The following is an 18,529-nucleotide window of genomic DNA, read 5'->3' as shown; positions in this document are numbered from 1 at the left end:
AATGATTTAAGTTCGCCTATAATAGTTGCTATCATCTCTGTGCTTCACTGTTGTCCGGGAATCTCTGCGTCAGTCCTAATTCTGGGGATTTATCCAGAAACTATTTTGAAAAACAACCCTTCATCTTAGGACTACGCTCATGAGAAATAATTCTTCTGAAAGGACTGAAAATCAATCTTTTAGAACAGTATCCCCTGAAGTCGAATTTTCCGAGAAGTTGACTTTTAAAGATTATCTGGTTGCTACTGAACAAAAAGCAAATCAGCCTCTACCTTTTTGGCGTTTATTAGTTCCTCTGTTAATTCAAGGGGCAATAATTCTCGCAGTTCCTACCCAAGCTGTGTATACTAATGTCATTGGTAGGGATGTGATTCTGCAAACATTACCTCAAGATCCTAATAATGTGGTGGGGGATTTTTCCCTGGCATTGGAATATAATATATCCCGTGTGGAAAATTTACAAAATCTTCCAGGTTGGGACGATTTACTCCGGTTCAATCAGGGAAGAAATAGACAACAATTAGTACCAGGGACGAATTTATACGTAGTTTTGCAAGAACAGCAATTTTCCTCTGGTAGTGGTGTTCCTAATCCTTGGAGACCAGTACGGGTAACTAGTAGTATGCCCCAATCTCTGCCCAACAATCAAGTGGCTTTAAGAGGGACATATCAAGATAATGGTATTACCTATGGTTTGGAAAACTACTACCTTCCAGAACAGGAAAGGCAGCAAATTAGTGGCGATATTTACCAAAGTGTGCAGCAATTTAGAGGCAATCAAGGCAGACAAATTCGCCCAATTACTGTGAGAGTGAGAGTAGACCCTCAAGGTAACGCTATACCTGTTAGTCTATGGGTAAGCGATGCCTACGGCGAGGGCGGCTATCGCAATTATCGTTTCTAAGCATGAGGAATTAATCCTGATCACGTAAAGCAAACTTTGGACAAAGGAGAAGCTGAAGCGATCGCTAATTTGGATATTATTCTACTTGATCACTCCCACTATGAGCGCAAAGCAAGGGGTGTAGCCTTAAAATTTATGTTTCGTTACCCCTCTAATACTAAAATGATTAGGTAGTTAACTGCGATCGCATCAGAAGAGCTAGAACATTTTGAGCTAGTTAAAAACAAATGCAGTCATTCAGAGTCATTGCCTCCAATGTCTCTGAATATCTTTTAACGGGTCATTTCAACAACTCTAGCTTTTGCTACTATCTTTCTTTTCTTAAGTTCTCTTAACCCGATGAATAAGGGTATGCCTAGTGCTAGTGATTGTTCTGGAGAAAAATGCCAAGGTATTGGTGTCGGTGGGTTAAGTCCAGCGGGGTTAAGTGCAGCGAAACCACCATTATTACCTACTGTATTGCCAGCTTGATTAAATGTCAGTCCATTGTTAAATGGACCAAAACAGGGAGCATTTAAACATATTCCCGATGCAGATGCTTGTGCAGAAAAATTTCCCCCTGTAAGCGCTCCATTAGCTACCGTGAATGAATTTCCAAGAACATTCCAATTTGTAGCAATCAGTCCATCTACTGGAGTACCTAATGCTGCTGGGAATGAGTCTATTATAATTTGAGTAGCAGCTGATGTGGCGTTATCTGTCAGTCCGAATATTGTACCTGTAACAGTACCGTTAGTATTTCCAGCATTATTACTGAAAGAAAATGAGAAATTCAAAGCCGATGCCTTGGAAGTATTGATAGCGCACAGTCCTACGGCTAGTCCCAGTGTCACGGCAAATTTATTAAACATTGCACTTACCTTTTGAGAAAAGTATATACATTAAAGAATACCTGGCAACTAGATACTGTTCAAGCACATCATGTAAAAGTATATATTTTTTGATATTTACAGGATTTACGCAAAATTATGAATAAACGTATCGCTAAAGCGTTTACGTAGTATGCCGTAGGCGTAAGCTCCGCTAACGTGTAGCGTGCGCGGAGCGCATACCACAAAGGACACGAAGTAAAGAGGGTTTGAGAGAGTTCTTGCGTAAGTCCTAATTTACTAATAATGATTAGAGAGTTAACTACTATTCACACAACAATCGCCTCTACAACAGCACCTTGCATTTTATTCATGGCATCCAGTAAACTTTGCAGTTGTTGGTCGGCTTTTAAAACTGCTAATCCGCGTACTCTGACTTTACCAGGAGAGTAAACAAAACGAGTCTTTAAATGTTCTGGTAAATTCCCTGCTAGTAAATTCCACGCTGGTTCTTCCATTGGTGTTTCTAAAACAATGTGTTGCTTATTCTCTGGTTTAATGCGGCTAAATCCTAACTTTTTCGCTAGTTGTTTGAGTTCCATGACTCGTAATAGTTGATTGGCTGGGACTGGTAAATTACCATAGCGATCGCCCCACTCAGCTGCGATATACTGTAACTCTTCGGGAGACTTGGCCGCTGCCACTGCCCGGTAAGCACTCATCTTTTGATCCACGTCGGGAATATAATCAGAGGGAATAAATGCTGTGAGGTTGAGGTCAATTTGAGTTTCATCAACTTTGGGAATTTCCTGACCTCTAATTTCTCGAATCGCCTCTTCTAACATTTCCATATACAAATCAAAGCCGATAGCTTCCATTTGTCCCGATTGTTCTGCACCTAGTAAGTTACCCACACCGCGAATTTCCATGTCCCGCATGGCTAGTTGATAGCCGGAACCGAGTTGGGTAAATTCCTGAATGGCTCGCAGTCTTTGCCGGGCGGCATCTGATAAAGCCCGTTGTTTGGGATAAAATAACCAAGCGTGGGCTTGAATGCCGGCACGTCCCACACGTCCCCGTAATTGGTATAATTGCGATAATCCGAAGCGGTGCGCGTCTTCAATTAAGATTGTGTTGACGCGGGGAATATCTAAACCAGATTCAATGATTGTCGTACAAACAAGGATATCTGCATCACCATTACTGAAAGTGAGCATGGTTGATTCTAACTCGCTTTCGTCCATTTGACCGTGTGCGATCGCAAACCTAGCACCTGGAATCATTTCCCTTAAATTCGCTGTCAGTTCTTCAATACCTTCTACTCGTGGAACTACATAGAAAACTTGCCCACCTCTGTCTAATTCTTGACGAATAGCACTGCGGACAATTTCCGGGTTGAGTGGTGCTAGGTGAGTTTTAATCGCTCTTCTGCTGGGGGGTGGTGTGGTAATTAAACTCATTTCCCGAATCCCCGACAAAGACATATATAAGGTGCGGGGAATGGGAGTTGCGGAAAGGGTGAGGACATCAACTTGAGTTTTCAAGCTTTTAATTTTCTCTTTTTGATTCACCCCAAATCGTTGTTCTTCATCCACAACCAACAGTCCTAAATCCCGAAAGGTGACATTTTTACCTAAAAGTTGGTGTGTCCCCACGACTATATCTAATTCCCCTGTGGCTAATCGCTTTTGAATGGTGCGGCGTTCTTCAGCGCTGCGAAACCGATTCATTAAGCCGATATTGACTGGGTAAGGTGCAAAGCGTTCTTTGATGGTGTGGTAGTGTTGCTGAGTCAAAATTGTTGTAGGTGCAAGCAGTGCAACTTGTTTCCCGGAGGTGACAGCTTTAAAAATCGCCCGAATTGCTACCTCTGTTTTACCAAAACCCACATCACCACAGACTAAACGATCCATTGGGCGATCGCTTTCCATATCCCGTTTCACATCTTGGACAGCTTTTAGCTGGTCGGTGGTGGCTTGATAGGGGAAGGAATCTTCCATTTCTTCTTGCCAAGGCATATCTTGAGGATAGCTATAGCCTTCCTGTTTAGATCGGGCTGCATAGAGTTTCAGCAAGTCCACCGCTAACTTTTTGATGGCTTTGCGAACACGGTTTTTCGTATTATCCCAAGCCTTACCAGTCATTTTGTGCAGTTCTGGGGCTTTATCTCCAGTGCGGCGAAATCGAGATAAAGAACCCACTTGATCGGCTGCAACTCTCAGGAGACCGTCAGCATACTGCACTACTAAATAATCGCGGGTTTCGTGATTAATGGTTAAACTTTCCAATTTGACAAATTTACCAACTCCGTGGCTGCGGTGAACCACATAATCACCTTCACGCAGCTTGTTGGGGTCTACTTGCTTAGAACTGGCTTGGCGACGCTTGCGGATATATCCTGGTGTGGCGAGGGAATGCTGTCCGTAAAATTCTCTGTCTGTGACAATGACTAAACGATAGGTTGGCAAAATAAAGCCTTCCAATTCTGCCAAACCGGAATACTTCAAGGCTACAGGGATATGGTTAATTTGTAACTTGTCAATGGCTTGGTAGTCGCGGGGGTTGGGGATAAATTGCGCCGGACAATCGTGTTCTTGCAGTAGAGATACAGAACGGGAAGGTTGGGCAGAAATTAGCCAAATGGAAAAGTTGCGATCGCGCTCTGCTCTAAGTGTTTGTGCTAGTTTATTAAATTGATGCGGTGTCACTGGTAAAGACCGACTCGCCAAATTTATCCCACTATTTTCTTCTGCTAATTCTGATAAATATAAAGTGGGAAATTTAGTGACATCAGCCAGACATTCATCAAAAGAACGGTGAATTTTCGGTAATTCTTCCCCACTCCCTACTCCCCACTCCCCACTCCCCCATTGTTCTTCCGCATTTTCCACCCAGCGATCGCTATGTGCATGACACTGTTCTGGTTCATCCACAGCAATCAGGGTATTTTCACCCAAGTAATCTAAAAGGGAAGCCGGTTGTGCAAAAGCCAAGCCCAAAAAACGCCGACTACCTTCTAAATTTTCTGAATCTGACTGTAACTGAGGATGATCTTGCAGTGCTTCCCAAACAATAGGTGCAAAACTAGTGGGAGTCAGGGTAAGTTGTGCAATTTTGTCAAGAGCAGAACGTTGAGTAGCCGGATCAAATTCGCGGATTTTCTCAACTTCATCACCAAACCACTCTAACCGCACAGGCATTTCTGAGGACACAGGAAAGACATCGACAATATCACCGCGCCGACTCCATTGACCTTCTGTTTCCACCAGTGGTACTCGTTCATAGCCCAACTTGGTAATTTTTTCGCCGAAGCTATCTAAATCAAATTCCATCCCCCGCTTGACGTTGAGACAGAAAGGGATAAAAGCTGCTGGTGGTGGTAAATGGGGTTGTAAAGCCCCAGCTGTAGCCACAATTGCCCAAGAACGCTTTGCTGTGGAATTTGGGTTTGATTCCCCCTGACTATTCACCAAATCAGCCAGAACCTGCATCTGTCCCCAAGTCATTTCCGTTTCTGGGTCAAAGGGTTCATAAGGGGAAGCTTCCGAAGTTGGGTAAAAATGCACCGTTTGCCAACCCATAGCCTCTAACTGTGCAAAAGCCCGTCCTCCTTCCTCCAAAGTTGGCACAACTACCAACAAATTCCTTCCCGAACTTTGCGCCAACGCCGAAGTTACCAGCCCTTTGGGTAAACGAGAAATGCCATTTAACCGCAATTCTTGTTGGCGATTTAACTTGGAAAGTAATTCAGTGCTGAGTGGCGATCGCCCCAAGGCACGCACAATAGAAGAAAATGCCATAAGTTTTACTACAGGAGGAAGTTGTTAAAAATAACAAAAATTAGTAGCCCTAGCGATTAGAAATCGCGGCTATACAAACAAAGTCCGCCTGCGCGGACTAACATAAAATTCAGGTTTTCAACCCGCGTAGGCGGCCTTCCCTTCGGGAAGACGCTTCGCGTCACGCCTGTGTAGCCGTGACTTCTAGTCGCCTGGTGCAAGATATGTGTTATGTCTACTATTTTAAGAGGATCGTAGCCGTTCTTGATTCCAGTGATAGGGAGAAATCCCCATTCCTCAATCACCAGTCTCCACTCCCTAAGTCTTAGACAACCGCTTAACTTCCGCACCGCCTAACATTTCATCTGCTTGGGCTAACTTATGCAGAATTTTATCGGCGTGGGGACTATGGGCGAGAGATTTCCTTAAGTTGAGTTCTTCTAAGCGGTCGGCTTTGTTACCAGGAAACCAGTGACTACCATTACCCAGAAGGTTGTAGCGCATTTTGGCGTAGTCTACTAAATCATAGGCGATCGCCAGATTTAATAACCACAAAATCACAGGAATATTCACCTCTCCCGGTGTCTTTTCAAAGCTGGGTAAATTAGTTTCCCAAGTTTTTACCCAGTCTTCTCCTAAAGTGGCGATCGCCTCCTGTTCCAACCTCCTCAAAATGGGCGGCAAAATTTCCTCCGCCCGGTCTAAATATTCTAAAGTTTTCAGATGTTCATCAAAATCTGTGGGTCTAGCTGCACCGACACTCAAAGTATGTACTTGTCCATGACTGAGACAAAACAAATTATTAAACACCATTGGACTTAAAGGGGCGCAAAGATTAACTAACTTTTGCGGTGGTTTATATAGCATTCCCCCTTTATCTGAGGGACTAATAATAAATACCCCCATATCATGACGGTTAGCGGCTGTAATTGCTTCCCAATTCCATTGATTAATATAGTACCAATGGAGATTTACATAATCAAATTGATTCGTATTAATTGCCTGAATAATAATATCTTTAGAACCATGAGTAGAAAAGCCAATAAATCTCACTTTTCCCTCTTTTTGTAATTGCTGCGCCACCTCTAAACAGCCACCAGGACGCATACTAAAATCTAAAGATTCGCCATGATTGATCCCATGTATTCCCAGCAAATCCACATAATCTAACTGAAGATTTTGCAAAGATTGCTCAAAAGTTTGGCGGAATTTTTGCCCATCTGCCACAGGACCAACTTTCGTCTGTACAATTAATTGCTCACGCCGAAATTGCGGTAATATTTGCCCTAATTGTAGTTCCGATGTCCCATAACCACGGGCAGTTTCAATGTGATTAATACCCAGTTCCACAGATCGGCGAATAGTAGCTTCTAAATTTGCCTGATTATCCAGTGGAATTTCCGAATTAGGCACATCTTGCCATTTAAACTGGTATCTCATCCCGCCACAAGAAAAAACAGGCATCTGTAATTCTGTGCGGCCAAATCTTCTGTATAGCATCAGTTTTCAATCTACAAAAATTTTCAGGAGAAGTAGGTACTGACTTAATCATCCTACTTCCACCTTAATTGATTTCTACTTAGGCAAAACACCCCGCCAATTCTCATCAGGACTTATGCAAGAACTCTCTGAAACCCTCTTGACTTTGTGTCCTTTGTGTCCTTTGTGGTTCGTTCTTTCCTCACCTAAGCAGGATCTTGTAACTCAGCAGTGCGGATGGAAAGTGTCTGTGTCTGATTATTCCGTTGCACTTTCACTTGCAATAATTGACCCAGACGACTATTTTCCACAAAATTCTGTAACCTCTCCGCACTAGTGACAGGTTCCCGATCAACTTGCACAATTACGTCTCCCCGTCGTATACCCCCCAATGCAGCCGGAGAATTAGGTATAACTCGCATCACCAAAACACCATTAATTTCTGGGATTTGAATCGGAGAATTAGGGTCAGTATTATTCTGCTGTGCTAATTCTGGGGTTAAAGTAATCATTTGTACACCTAAATAGGGGTGAATCACCTTCCCATCACGTTGCAATTGCATGGCGATCGCCTTAGCCTTATCAATGGGAATAGCAAAACCAATACCCATAGCATCAGGACGAATTGCTGTATTAATTCCGATCACTTCCCCCCGTTCATTTAATAACGGTCCCCCAGAATTACCAGGATTAATCGCCGCATCGGTTTGAATAAAGTCCAAACGTTTGTCAGCAATTCCCACTTGGGCGCTGGAACGTTTGAGAGTGCTAACAATGCCCAAAGTCACGGTATTATCAAATCCTAACGGATTACCCACTGCGATCGCCCAATCTCCCACTTGAACCGCATCGGAATCACCCAAAGGCGCAACAGGTAAATCCCGATCAGGGTTAATCTTCACCACCGCTAAATCTGTCACCTCATCAATCCCTTGAACCTTACCTTCATAAGTGCGACCATCCTTCAAGCGGACTGTAACCTTATCAGCTTTATCCACCACATGGGCATTAGTCAAAACCAAGCCACCTTTATCAATAATGAAGCCCGAACCTAAACCGCGCAATTGTTCAGAAGGTAATTGTTGGGGGAAACTATCACCAAAAAACCGCCGGAAAAATGGGTCTTCCATAAATGGGTCCATCCGCCGAGTAATAGTGCGTTCAGTATCAATCCGGACTACTGCTGTTCCCACACGATTCACAGCTGCTGTCACAAAACTAGTGCTACCGATAGCCGCATTAGCTGGTGATGGCTTTTGGGTGATGATATCTGAAACCTCGGTATCAGACCCCAGACTCGGTGCAGGTTCAGCTTGAGAAGGTAAAACATGGAAAGTGCTGACCGTTAGCGCCACAACTAAAATGACGGATAACAGATAAGAACTAAGTTTACGTAAAAAACCGCCTTCTTGAGAAAATCGCATAATCACAATCCAATTGAGAAGCTTAATTCTGAGATCAGTTGCAAAACTCTATTTACATTTATTTTGACAGAATCGATGATAACGCTGATCTCTTGGCGTTATCATTCTTTTGAGAGCTTCCCCCGTTAAAAATCCCTATGATGGGCTTGTTCAATCAAAGGACTAGAGAACAAGACTGTTGACTTCCGGCGGCACTAGCCTCAAAAATATAGCAGGGGGGTAGGCTGAAAACTCCTTAATTACAAGGGTTTTATGATCCATTTTTGTCCCAACCACCTTGGCGGGTGCTATATCTTCCACTCCCATAAGTCGGTGTACTTTAACTCTGTATGTTCCTTTCTCTAGTATAATTTATTTCTTTACTACGAAATATGCAATCGCAAGCAAGGTTTGGGCTTAAAATTACGGGACGGCGAAATCTAAGATAATAGTTTTTCTGTGAATCATGATCCTCTAGGCTAATATCTAAAGTATTGCCAGTGCTACATCACTAATGAATAGATTAAACCGATCAGATCAAGAATCCTTGCCCATATCCCAGGAAGGAGAAAATGCCCAAGATCATGATTTAGAACACCAAAAACATACTCATCACCAGGGAAAATCGGCACATCCTCACGTTCATAGTCAAGAGTCTCTACGGAAAATTGTCAATCGATTATCTCGCATAGAAGGCCATGTTCGCGGTATTAAAACAATGGTGCAGCAAAATAGCCCCTGTCCTGATGTTTTGTTACAAATTGCGGCTGTGCGGGGCGCTTTGGATAAAGTAGCCCGAATTATTTTAGATGAACATTTAACACAATGTATTGCCAGAGCTGCTGAAGAGGGCAATATAGAAATAGAACTGGAACAGTTAAAGGCTGCTTTAGATCGGTTTTTGCCCTAATTTAGTTGTAATTAAGCAAATCTCACTCCCTATTCCCCTGAAAACAACAGGCGATCGCCAGTTCCGCGTGTCGCTCTAAAATATCCTTATCCAAAGCCTGAATACTATATTGGGGAGTCACAGCCAGTAGCTTGGCAATTCTTTCCCTAGCTGCAACTACAACTAATTCATCCAAACTACCTGTCCTTAAAGAATCAGCAAAATCCTCAGCCATCTGATAGGTACGTTCAATAGATACAGAATTGAGATTCCGCGAAATAATAAACAAATCACAGCCAGCATTCACAGCCCTCGCCACTGTACCACGTTGAATAAACATATCTGACACAGCCTTCATATCCAAATCATCAGATACAACCACTCCCCTAAAACCCAATTCATCCCGCAGAATTTCCTTCAGAATAGCTGGGGAAAGGGTCGCCGGTACATGGGAATCTATCTGAGGGAATAAAATATGCGCTGTCATAATTACAGGTATTCCCTCGGAAATTAGCGCTTTAAATGGTATAACTTCACGAATACTTAAATCTTCTAAACTAAGATTGAGTATTGGTAATTCCAGATGAGAATCCTTGCTAGTGTCTCCATGTCCTGGAAAGTGTTTAGCACATCCTAAAATTCCCTCCTCCTGAAGTCCTCTGTAATATGCACACACAGCCTCAGCCGTGGTTTCTGGGGTGCGACCAAAAGCGCGAGGGCCAATAATCGGATTTTGAGGATGGGAAAAAATATCTGCTACCGGAGACCAAGATAGATTAATTCCCAAAGATTTTAATTCTAATGCTGTAGCCTTTCCTACTTGTCTGGCGTAACCACCCAGCAACAAAGCATAAGGAAACCTCGTTATAGGTAAAGGTGTTCTGACTACTCTTCCCCCTTCATGATCTAATGTTATAAACATTGAATCACGTTCCGCATACTCCCTGATTTGCTGGTTCAACTTCTGGAAACTTTCCAACCACACTTCATAAGGCTGACCATCCAGAAAGTTTTTCGCAAAAAATATCACTCCCACCGGTTTTAATTCACTAAGTATACGTTTATCGTCATCACTTAATACAGTCCCGCAAATACCAACTATTAAATGATTACCAAAACGCTGTAAATCTTCAGATACTACCATCATCCTTTCCTGATATTTTTGTCATCAAAAACCTGGGATTATTTATCCACAACTACCTCAATATAGAACTCCTATGGGATTGTGATTTACTTAGCCTCGGTTATTTTCTGAATATTTGGGCATCACCCAGAAAAGTTTTTTCCTCTTTTCTTTTTTTTAGGATTCTTTCCCATCTTTTTTATAAAAATGAGGCTTTTTGATGCGATTTTTAACGACTTTACGCACCATGTTTCTTAATAAAGTATCTCCCCTTAAAACCATATCTCTCAGATTCTGTTCTGGGCGACCTCGAAAGGAAGTAACATGATAATACTTTTGTTGATCAGCCGGTATTGGCGAAAAGTAATAGTTAGACACGCAACAACGGCGACCATTATGATTAATTGGACTCACAGAATGCCAAGAGTTTTTATTAGTAACCATAATCACTAACCGATTAAACTTGCTGTGAATAGTCCTACAAGGCTGTTTTAAACCTTGATCCCACAGTTCTAAATTCCCCCCATAGTCAGCTTGCCAGTCAGGACTTACGTAATATAATAAGTTTAAAACCCGATAGTTACTAATATCTTTATCATGGGAATTATCGAGATGGGGATTTAAAAAACAGCCATCTTCCATCAAGCTAACACCACCAGCATAAAGGTATTCATCTGGCATTAACTCATCTAAACCTGTAATTTCACTAATCACATCCACTACTCTGGAATCTTGAAAAGCATAGATAATTTCTTCCAGAATAGGGTTATACTTATCTAATTGGATGCCGACGTATTTATGTTCTCGCAAATCCTTTAACTGCAATAAATTTTGTTTATCAGGAAAGGCATGATAGATTTCTAAGACATCTTTTTCATTTAAAATATCATCTAAATAACAGGTATTTATGCGGTCAGTAATAGAAAACTCTTGTCTTAAAGCCTCCTTGTAATCTAAGAGTTTATTGGAAATTTGCTCGGCATAATAATTCCTGAGATTTGTGTCTAGCATTGATTATTTATTCCCTATGCAGTCAAAACTACTGAAGCAGTATACATGATTTTGGCAAAAGTTGTATAATGGGATACAATTAGCTCGTAAAAGCTTTAAATTCAGCAATCTTACTATACAAAAACAATAAATATTAGTGTACATTTTGGGTAACATTTATATTATCTTAAGAAAGTCAACTAGGGATACAGACAAACTAATGATTATTACTAACTAAAAATAGGCGTAGTTTGTTGTACTTAGTTCGATATAAGACCACGCATTAAGTATACTTTAAACATTTTCGTAAATGTTGCAACAAGTAAATACAAATTGTTATCAGTATTTTGCTCTACCCAGTAAAATCGACAAATCGGATCAAGGTGTTATTGTTTGCCAAATTCCAAACCCTACTCCAGCCATAGAAGCTAACAGCTACTACTTTGGCCATCCAGAATGGGGCTTAAACTATTTTCAAGCTTGTCACAGAGATGAAAACTTTATCGAACTTTGGCAAGCTGTGATTGGTAGTTGGCAAGATAAAATAGTAGTAGATATTGGTTGTGGTGCTGGTAATATATACGCCTCTCTCAAAGACTGTTGTGGGGAGCCAGAATTACTACTAGGGGTAGATGTCTCCCTCGGCGCACTGAAAATGGCTAGTGATATGGGATATACTGCGGTGCTGGCAGATGCTCACAATCTACCTTTTGTTTCTGGGTTTGCTGATATTGTGATGCTGAATGCTGCTTTGCATCATTGTGATGATATGCAAAAAGTGTTGCAAGAAGCAGCTAAATTGGTACGTCCTGGTGGGTTGCTAATCACAGATCGTGATCCCCAGAAAAGTGCTTATCAGTTTAAAGGTATAGGTTCACTATTATGGGAATTACGTTTACCAGTTTATAAGTTGCTGAAACGAGGGGGACATTCCTCTACAGAAGAACAAACTTGGTGTTTAGCAACCGAGGTACATCACAAAGCCCGTGATGGTGTCACATCAGAAATGTTTCATCAGTTACTAGAGCCGATGGGATTTGAGGTTAACATCTATCCTCATAACCATGTATTAGGTGCAGCAGCACTAGAGGGTAACTACGGTAAGCCCTTTTGGAAGTATCGTCTAGCTCAAGGATTATCAGGTATAAACTCTAACTCCATAGACGCTGCTTTAACTTTGATGTGTGTTGCTACTCGTAAGAATTAAGTTTAATTAGGGCTTGGTGAAAAAGTTTTGTCGTGGAGGTAGGGAACAGGGAACAGTTTCAGTGATCTGCCATCCCCAAATTTTCTGATTTATCTAAAATTCACACTTTTGATGGTACACCTTTCAAAAACCTTGCACCTACTTTCCTGTTTATCAGCCTCAAACCTTTGATTTATATCGGTTTTATATTTATTCAGCAAACCCTAATTATTTCTTAATTTCTCTGCCTCAATTATCCGAATTGCTAGGATAGTTTCTGCTAAAACACGATGGAACACGTAATACCAACCATACCAACCATCGAAAATCCACCCTTCGATAATTAAGCAATAGATAAATACCATCCCAGGTGCTAAAACTTTTTGCCGACGAATCCGATCAACCCAGTCTAGTTCTTGGAAGGGAGTTTCTATGATTTTCTGGGCTTCCAGTAATGTGTAACGTTGTTGTGACCATAACCAACGACTGAAGGGTTTACGATCATCGTGATAAAGATAACTAGAGAGTAAAGTTGACTTACCGTTTAGTTGTAAAACCTGTGTGTGTCCATCATCAATATAAATAGCTTTACTTTTTTTAAATAGCACTTGACGGGGAGGCAGTATTCTCGTGTTCCGCACAGGTTTACCTAAGACACAGTACTTAAAGCTGACAAAGTAACCATCAATTTCTCCATCCACAGGTAAGGCTGCTATTTCAGAGATTAAATCCTCTGTAACTATATAGTCTGCATCTAGAGACAGCACCCAGGAGGTTTTGACTTGTTCTAAGCCATAGTTCCATTGCTTACCGTGGCTATCGAAATCACGTTTAAATACCTCGACTTGTGCATAGGAGTTGAGTATTTCTAGGGTTGTATCTGTACTATAGCTATCTATAACGATGATTTTTTCAGCCCAGGTGAGACGCTCAAGAGTGCGTTCAATATTGGCAGCTTCGTTATAAGTCAGAATCAGAGGAGTAATGTGTTCTAGCATGGAAAAAATAATAATTCTGTCAAAATTTAACCAATTTTCTGTAATAACTGTTTGCTTAGAAGATGAGATAATTTCTTTAGTTTGTCATTGCTTCTTATTATGACTGTACATAGGCGATTATTACCTATGGATAATTGTCGGGGATATTGTGCGTTGTCAGGACTAATTCTCTAATTTTTCCAGATGAAGAACAAATTTTTTTTGTGCTGCTGTAAGTTGATAGGTTTATGAAAATAAAAATTAACGATTATACCATGAGATCAAAAAATATATGAGGTCGAGAAAAATAAATTACATAAATTACATAAATTAACTTATTGCTAGAGAATATTTGAGACTGGGGACAACAATTCAGTTCTATACTGAATCCATGCTTGAAAGCTGGAGTATTCATGATGGTGGCGCTCTACTGTTGTTGGTGAATATCAGTATAATTGCCTTGGAACAGAGTTTTTCCAGAAGCGATCGCACAACCTCTGCCAAATGTAACGGATTGCAACGTATAATGAGAACGACAAAACAATCAAAACATATTAAAAGGCAGTAAGTTTAAATGCGAGTAGCGATCGCGGGTGCTGGACTAGCAGGACTATCCTGCGCGAAATATCTCACAGACGCAGGTCACACTCCCATTGTCTTGGAAAGCCGGGATGTACTGGGTGGTCTGGTCGCGGCGTGGAAAGACTCTGACGGCGACTGGTACGAAACCGGATTACACGCCTTCTTTGGAGCCTACCCCAATATGCTGCAATTGCTCAAAGAATTGGGCATTGAAGACAGACTCCAATGGAAACAGCATACATTGATTTTCAATCAACCAGACAAACCTGGGACACTCTCGCGTTTTGATGTCCCAGATATTCCATCTCCTTTTAACATCATCGCTTCAATTCTCCGCAACAACGATATGTTGACCTGGGAACAGAAGATTCGGTTTGCCATTGGCCTACTACCAGCAGTAGTTCGGGGTCAGAAGTATGTTGAGGAGATGGACAAATACAGCTTCTTAGAATGGTTAGAAAGGCAAGGAGTTGACGAGCGGGTAACTAGTGACGTTTTTATCGCTGCTTGTAAAGCCCTGACCTTTATCAATCCTGATGAAGTGTCTGCCACAATTCTCTTAACTGCACTCAATCGCTTTCTCCAAGAAAGATATGGTTCTAAAATTGCATTTCTAGATGGTTCTCCCACCGAGCGATTATGTCAACCCATAGTGGATTATATAACCGAGCGGGGTGGCGAAGTCCGTCTCAACGCTCCTTTAAAACAGATTTTGCTCAACCCTGATGGTACTGTGCAAGGATTTTTGCTCAGGGGGTTAAATGGCGCTCCCGATGAAGTCTTAACGGCTGATATGTATGTATCCGCCATGTCAGTTGACCCTCTGAAGATAATGTTACCCAAACCTTGGCAGCAAATGGAGTATTTCCAGAAGCTAGAAGGTTTGGAAGGTGTGCCTGTAATCAACTTACATCTGTGGTTTGATCGTAAACTCACAGAAATTGATCACCTGCTATTTTCACGATCGCCCCTCCTCAGCGTTTATGCTGATATGAGCAATGCTTGTCGTGAATATGCTAATCCCGATCGCTCAATGTTGGAATTAGTTTTAGCTCCGGCAAAAGATTGGATCACCAAATCAGATGAGGAAATTGTTACCGCCACTATTGCCGAATTGGAAAAACTCTTCCCAGACCATTTTGGGGGAGAAAATCCCGCCAAATTGCTGAAATCTCATGTGGTGAAAACACCACGTTCAGTTTATAAAGCCACCCCAGGCCGTCAACAGTACCGCCCCGTACAAGTAACCCCCATCCCTAACTTTTTTCTCTCAGGGAGTTACACCATGCAGCGCTATTTAGGCAGTATGGAAGGTGCCGTACTTTCTGGTAAGCTAACAGCTCAAGCAATTTCTGACGCATCCCCGGTAGCAAATTCCTCAGACCTGCAAACGCCAACCCGACCGCCCGCAACGAATGCTGCAACTGCCTGATTCCCCTCCGCGCATGAAAACGTTGGTCTCTGTAGACGAGTCCTACAAACTTTGTCGGCAACTTATAGCCAAGTATTCCGCGACCTTTTACCTAAGCACTTTGCTCCTGAGTGAAGAAAAACGCCCTGCTATTTGGGCGATTTACGCTTGGTGTCGCCGCACAGATGAACTAGTAGATGGCCCCGCATCTACCATGACTACACCAGAAACTCTCAATTTATGGGAACAGCAGCTGGAATCAATTTTTGCTGGAAACCCAGTAGAAAATTATGACGTAGCTTTAGCTGATACTGTTAGACGCTTTCCCATCGACATTCAGCCCTTCCGGGATATGATCGCTGGTCAGCAAATGGATTTATATCGCAGTCGTTATCAAACCTTTGAGGACTTATACCTCTACTGTTACCGCGTCGCTGGCACTGTTGGCTTAATGTCAACCTCAGTCATGGGATTGGATGAAACCAAAAATACCGCCCCGTGGAACTGTAAACAACAGCCTTATATGCCCACTGCTGAAGAAATTGCCTTGGGAATCGCCAAGCAACTTACCAATATTCTCCGGGATGTGGGGGAAGATGCACGACGTGGGCGAATTTATATTCCTCTAGAGGATTTAGCCCGATTTAATTACACCGAGGAAGACTTGCTCAAAGGTGTAGTCGATGATCGCTGGCGCGCCCTCATGCAGTTTCAAATTAACAGAGCCAGAGAGTTTTATACTAGAGCAGAAAGAGGTATTACTTACCTATCTGCTGATGCTCGTTGGCCTGTTTGGGCTGCTCTCATGCATTACAGTCGCATTTTAACCATCATTGAACGTAACGATTACAACGTTTTTACTCGCCGTGCCTACGTACCGCAATGGCAAAAATTACGCTCTTTGCCAATGGCGTGGATGCGATCGCAAGTGCTTTAACGTCCCCAGTAGTCAGAATAATTCGTAATTCGTAAGTTCCCAATTCAGGGAAACCTGAAAAAACCCACCCATTTCATCCAAATTAAATAGCTCTGTCTATTAATTATGAATTACGAATTACGAATTATTGAAATCTGCTACCCAGATGCGATCGCCACAGCGACTAATTCCCCAAACAGCAACCTGGGGCAAAAAATTTATCATTGGATGTTGACAAGCTGGAAACAGTTTGCTATGTTTATTATCGGTAGCACACCTGGAGAGGTGGCTGAGTGGTCGAAAGCGACAGATTGCTAATCTGTTGTACGGCAGGTAACTCCGTACCGAGGGTTCGAATCCCTCCCTCTCCGTTTTTATAAAAAAGTAAATTTACTACAGGTTTACGGCTAAGTAATAAATCAACAAATATTGATGTGGTGGTACAAAGTTTTACTCCTGCGGGTAGATGCTATTATTTATCCTTTGGAGTCTGTTAAGATTGGACTAATGTAAAAATCTAGTTTAAATCTTACGTGGTTTCGTTGAACCAAGAATCCCCGTCGATTTATCGCGGGGAGTGTCAATTTTAGACTCCTAAAATTATATGAGGAGTGAAAGTAAACCATGACAAAAATTTATACTGCTTTAGGCTTGAGTATAGCTACCCTGCTTACAGGCGTTCTGTTGGGAGCTTGTGAAAATGCTGAAAATACCACTACGACCACCACTAATAACACTACTGATACTAATCAAGGGCTAAAAATTGGCAGTTTACTACCAACAACAGGTGACTTAGCTTCAGTGGGACAGCAAATGGCAGGGTCAGTTCCCTTACTAGTAGAAACTGTCAACGCTTGCGAAGGTGTGAATGGCAGACCAGTTACCCTCATAGAAGTAGACGACCAAACAGATCCTAGAGCTGGTGCAGCTGGTATGACTAAACTAGCAACTCTAGATAAAGTTGCTGGTGTAGTTGGTTCTTTTGCTAGTAGCGTTTCTACAGCTGCTGTTTCAGTCGCCGTACCCAATCAAGTCATGATGGTTTCTCCTGGTAGCACTAGTCCAGTATTTACAGAAAAAGCACAACAGGGGGACTTTAAAGGATTTTGGGCGCGCACAGCACCACCCGATACTTACCAAGCACTAGCATTAGCGCAACTAGCTAATCAAAGAGGCTTTCAGCGAGTTTCCACAGTAGTAATTAATAACGACTATGGGGTGGGATTTGAAAGAGCATTTGTACAAGCTTTTGAAGCATTAGGCGGCACTGTAGTTAATAAAGATAAGCCTGTGCGCTATGACCCCAAAGCGCAAACATTTGATACCGAGGCGAGTGCTGCTTTTGCTGGCAAGCCAGATGCAGTTGTAGCGGTTCTCTATGCTGAAACAGGAAGTCTTCTCCTCAAAACTGCTTACCAGCGAGGTTTAACTGAGGGTGTACAAATTTTGCTCACAGATGGGGTAAAATCACCAACTTTTCCTGAACAAGTAGGTAGAAGTAGTAATGGTAACTATCTCCTAGCTGGAGCGGTGGGTACTGTACCTGGTTCTGATGGTGAAGCATTGGCTGATTTCAACCAACTATGGGCAGATAAAAAAGGCGGATCACCGGGGGAATATGCCCCCCAAGCTTGGGATGCTGCTGCTTTATTAGTCCTTGCAGCACAAGCTGCCCAAGAAAATACAGGATCTGGTATAGCTAGTAAAATCCGTGAGGTGTCTAATGCACCTGGTACAGAAGTTACTGATGTCTGTGAGGGACTGAGGTTATTAAGAGAAGGTCAAGAAATTAATTACCAAGGGGCTAGTGGTAATGTGGATATTGATGCTAATGGGGATGTTGTTGGTGTCTACGATGTTTGGAGTGTAGAAACAGATGGCACAATTCAGGTGATTGATAAAGTTACTCCTAAACCTGAGTAGTCAGTTGTAGAGGTGAGAAATTTTTGCCTCTAGCTATACAGCCCACCTTTGTGGGCTAAAATTGCTATTTTATAGGTAATTTATCGGACTAAGGCTGATTAACGCTTAACGGGTGACAACATAGCTAGACAGCTTGTTGAATAAGGGATAGAGCCTGA

The 18,529-nt window shown here is 42.1% G+C and carries 15 protein-coding genes, 1 tRNA gene and 1 pseudogene; 10 read left to right on the top strand and 7 right to left on the bottom strand.

The features are described 5' to 3' along the window. Window positions 1-139 precede the first annotated feature (139 nt). Both ACM0OP_RS16685 and miaE read left to right on the top strand, forming a co-directional pair. Entirely contained in the window at window positions 140-904 is a 765-nt protein-coding gene (locus ACM0OP_RS16685) for a GDYXXLXY domain-containing protein (protein WP_414529544.1), read from the top strand. A gap of 9 nt (window positions 905-913) precedes the next feature. Continuing rightward, window positions 914-1,075 (top strand): annotated as a pseudogene (gene miaE / locus ACM0OP_RS16680) (tRNA isopentenyl-2-thiomethyl-A-37 hydroxylase MiaE); the annotation flags it as partial. Between the two features lie 101 nt (window positions 1,076-1,176). On the opposite strand, the gene ACM0OP_RS16675 reads toward miaE, so the two are convergent. From ACM0OP_RS16675 to ACM0OP_RS16660, 4 genes are all read right to left on the bottom strand, one after another. After that, complete coding sequence (locus ACM0OP_RS16675) at window positions 1,177-1,755, bottom strand: hypothetical protein (protein WP_414529543.1); 579 nt, start codon at window positions 1,753-1,755, stop codon at window positions 1,177-1,179. 287 nt (window positions 1,756-2,042) lie between these two features. Continuing rightward, a complete protein-coding gene (gene mfd, locus ACM0OP_RS16670) occupies window positions 2,043-5,513 on the bottom strand; it encodes a transcription-repair coupling factor (RefSeq protein WP_414529542.1) in 3,471 nt (1,156 codons plus the stop codon). A gap of 297 nt (window positions 5,514-5,810) precedes the next feature. After that, on the bottom strand, window positions 5,811-6,992 hold the full coding sequence (locus ACM0OP_RS16665) for an aldo/keto reductase (RefSeq protein WP_414529541.1): 1,182 nt from the start codon (window positions 6,990-6,992) through the stop codon (window positions 5,811-5,813). Between the two features lie 185 nt (window positions 6,993-7,177). Next, window positions 7,178-8,395: an HhoA/HhoB/HtrA family serine endopeptidase gene (locus tag ACM0OP_RS16660; RefSeq protein ID WP_414529540.1), complete on the bottom strand. Its 1,218-nt coding sequence runs from the start codon at window positions 8,393-8,395 to the stop codon at window positions 7,178-7,180. Window positions 8,396-8,888: 493 nt separating this feature from the next. On the opposite strand from ACM0OP_RS16660, the gene ACM0OP_RS16655 reads away from it, so the two are divergent. Further along, a complete protein-coding gene (locus ACM0OP_RS16655) occupies window positions 8,889-9,284 on the top strand; it encodes a metal-sensing transcriptional repressor (protein WP_414529539.1) in 396 nt (131 codons plus the stop codon). A gap of 22 nt (window positions 9,285-9,306) precedes the next feature. Here the strand turns inward: ACM0OP_RS16655 and nagZ are convergent, their stop codons facing one another. Together nagZ and ACM0OP_RS16645 are read right to left on the bottom strand one after the other, a co-directional pair. After that, a complete protein-coding gene (gene nagZ / locus ACM0OP_RS16650) occupies window positions 9,307-10,407 on the bottom strand; it encodes a beta-N-acetylhexosaminidase (protein WP_414529552.1) in 1,101 nt (366 codons plus the stop codon). A 156-nt stretch (window positions 10,408-10,563) separates the two neighbouring features. Then, on the bottom strand, window positions 10,564-11,397 hold the full coding sequence (locus ACM0OP_RS16645) for a 2OG-Fe(II) oxygenase (RefSeq protein ID WP_414529538.1): 834 nt from the start codon (window positions 11,395-11,397) through the stop codon (window positions 10,564-10,566). A gap of 289 nt (window positions 11,398-11,686) precedes the next feature. Here ACM0OP_RS16645 and ACM0OP_RS16640 point away from each other — a divergent pair, with 289 nt between their 5' ends. Continuing rightward, a complete protein-coding gene (locus tag ACM0OP_RS16640; protein ID WP_414529537.1) occupies window positions 11,687-12,583 on the top strand; it encodes a class I SAM-dependent methyltransferase in 897 nt (298 codons plus the stop codon). A gap of 203 nt (window positions 12,584-12,786) precedes the next feature. Here the strand turns inward: ACM0OP_RS16640 and ACM0OP_RS16635 are convergent, their stop codons facing one another. Continuing rightward, window positions 12,787-13,560: a glycosyltransferase family 2 protein gene (locus ACM0OP_RS16635; protein WP_414529536.1), complete on the bottom strand. Its 774-nt coding sequence runs from the start codon at window positions 13,558-13,560 to the stop codon at window positions 12,787-12,789. A 370-nt stretch (window positions 13,561-13,930) separates the two neighbouring features. Here ACM0OP_RS16635 and ACM0OP_RS16630 point away from each other — a divergent pair, with 370 nt between their 5' ends. From ACM0OP_RS16630 to ACM0OP_RS16605, 6 genes are all read left to right on the top strand, one after another. Continuing rightward, entirely contained in the window at window positions 13,931-14,107 is a 177-nt protein-coding gene (locus ACM0OP_RS16630; protein WP_414529535.1) for a hypothetical protein, read from the top strand. A 6-nt stretch (window positions 14,108-14,113) separates the two neighbouring features. Next, window positions 14,114-15,553, top strand: coding sequence for a 15-cis-phytoene desaturase (gene pds / locus ACM0OP_RS16625; protein ID WP_414529533.1), 1,440 nt, complete (start codon window positions 14,114-14,116; stop codon window positions 15,551-15,553). Beyond that, a complete protein-coding gene (gene crtB, locus ACM0OP_RS16620) occupies window positions 15,537-16,469 on the top strand; it encodes a 15-cis-phytoene synthase CrtB (protein WP_414529532.1) in 933 nt (310 codons plus the stop codon). Before pds ends, crtB begins: the two co-directional genes overlap by 17 nt. A 105-nt stretch (window positions 16,470-16,574) precedes the next feature. Next, window positions 16,575-16,766, top strand: coding sequence for a hypothetical protein (locus ACM0OP_RS16615; RefSeq protein WP_414529531.1), 192 nt, complete (start codon window positions 16,575-16,577; stop codon window positions 16,764-16,766). After that, window positions 16,728-16,819 (top strand) — tRNA-Ser (locus tag ACM0OP_RS16610). The genes ACM0OP_RS16615 and ACM0OP_RS16610 overlap by 39 nt, the downstream gene beginning before the upstream one ends. 253 nt (window positions 16,820-17,072) lie before the next feature. Next, entirely contained in the window at window positions 17,073-18,371 is a 1,299-nt protein-coding gene (locus ACM0OP_RS16605; protein ID WP_414529530.1) for an ABC transporter substrate-binding protein, read from the top strand. Window positions 18,372-18,529 lie beyond the last annotated feature (158 nt).

The sequence above is a fragment of the Nodularia chucula CCY0103 genome (assembly GCF_963923915.1).
In the GTDB taxonomy this organism is placed as follows: domain Bacteria; phylum Cyanobacteriota; class Cyanobacteriia; order Cyanobacteriales; family Nostocaceae; genus Nodularia; species Nodularia chucula.
The sequence above is the reverse complement of the archived record's forward strand: the minus strand, read 5'-3'. Positions and strand labels throughout refer to the sequence as shown.

Coding starts and splice junctions, on each gene's coding strand:
- ACM0OP_RS16605 (WP_414529530.1), top strand. CDS start 17,073: ATGACAAAAATTTATACTGCTTTAGGCTTGAGTATAGCTACCCTGCTT.
- pds (WP_414529533.1), top strand. CDS start 14,114: ATGCGAGTAGCGATCGCGGGTGCTGGACTAGCAGGACTATCCTGCGCG.
- ACM0OP_RS16655 (WP_414529539.1), top strand. CDS start 8,889: ATGAATAGATTAAACCGATCAGATCAAGAATCCTTGCCCATATCCCAG.
- ACM0OP_RS16660 (WP_414529540.1), bottom strand. CDS start 8,395: ATGCGATTTTCTCAAGAAGGCGGTTTTTTACGTAAACTTAGTTCTTAT.
- ACM0OP_RS16635 (WP_414529536.1), bottom strand. CDS start 13,560: ATGCTAGAACACATTACTCCTCTGATTCTGACTTATAACGAAGCTGCC.
- crtB (WP_414529532.1), top strand. CDS start 15,537: ATGCTGCAACTGCCTGATTCCCCTCCGCGCATGAAAACGTTGGTCTCT.
- mfd (WP_414529542.1), bottom strand. CDS start 5,513: ATGGCATTTTCTTCTATTGTGCGTGCCTTGGGGCGATCGCCACTCAGC.
- ACM0OP_RS16615 (WP_414529531.1), top strand. CDS start 16,575: ATGAATTACGAATTACGAATTATTGAAATCTGCTACCCAGATGCGATC.
- ACM0OP_RS16630 (WP_414529535.1), top strand. CDS start 13,931: ATGCTTGAAAGCTGGAGTATTCATGATGGTGGCGCTCTACTGTTGTTG.
- ACM0OP_RS16645 (WP_414529538.1), bottom strand. CDS start 11,397: ATGCTAGACACAAATCTCAGGAATTATTATGCCGAGCAAATTTCCAAT.
- ACM0OP_RS16675 (WP_414529543.1), bottom strand. CDS start 1,755: ATGTTTAATAAATTTGCCGTGACACTGGGACTAGCCGTAGGACTGTGC.
- ACM0OP_RS16665 (WP_414529541.1), bottom strand. CDS start 6,992: ATGCTATACAGAAGATTTGGCCGCACAGAATTACAGATGCCTGTTTTT.
- nagZ (WP_414529552.1), bottom strand. CDS start 10,407: ATGGTAGTATCTGAAGATTTACAGCGTTTTGGTAATCATTTAATAGTT.
- ACM0OP_RS16685 (WP_414529544.1), top strand. CDS start 140: ATGAGAAATAATTCTTCTGAAAGGACTGAAAATCAATCTTTTAGAACA.
- ACM0OP_RS16640 (WP_414529537.1), top strand. CDS start 11,687: ATGTTGCAACAAGTAAATACAAATTGTTATCAGTATTTTGCTCTACCC.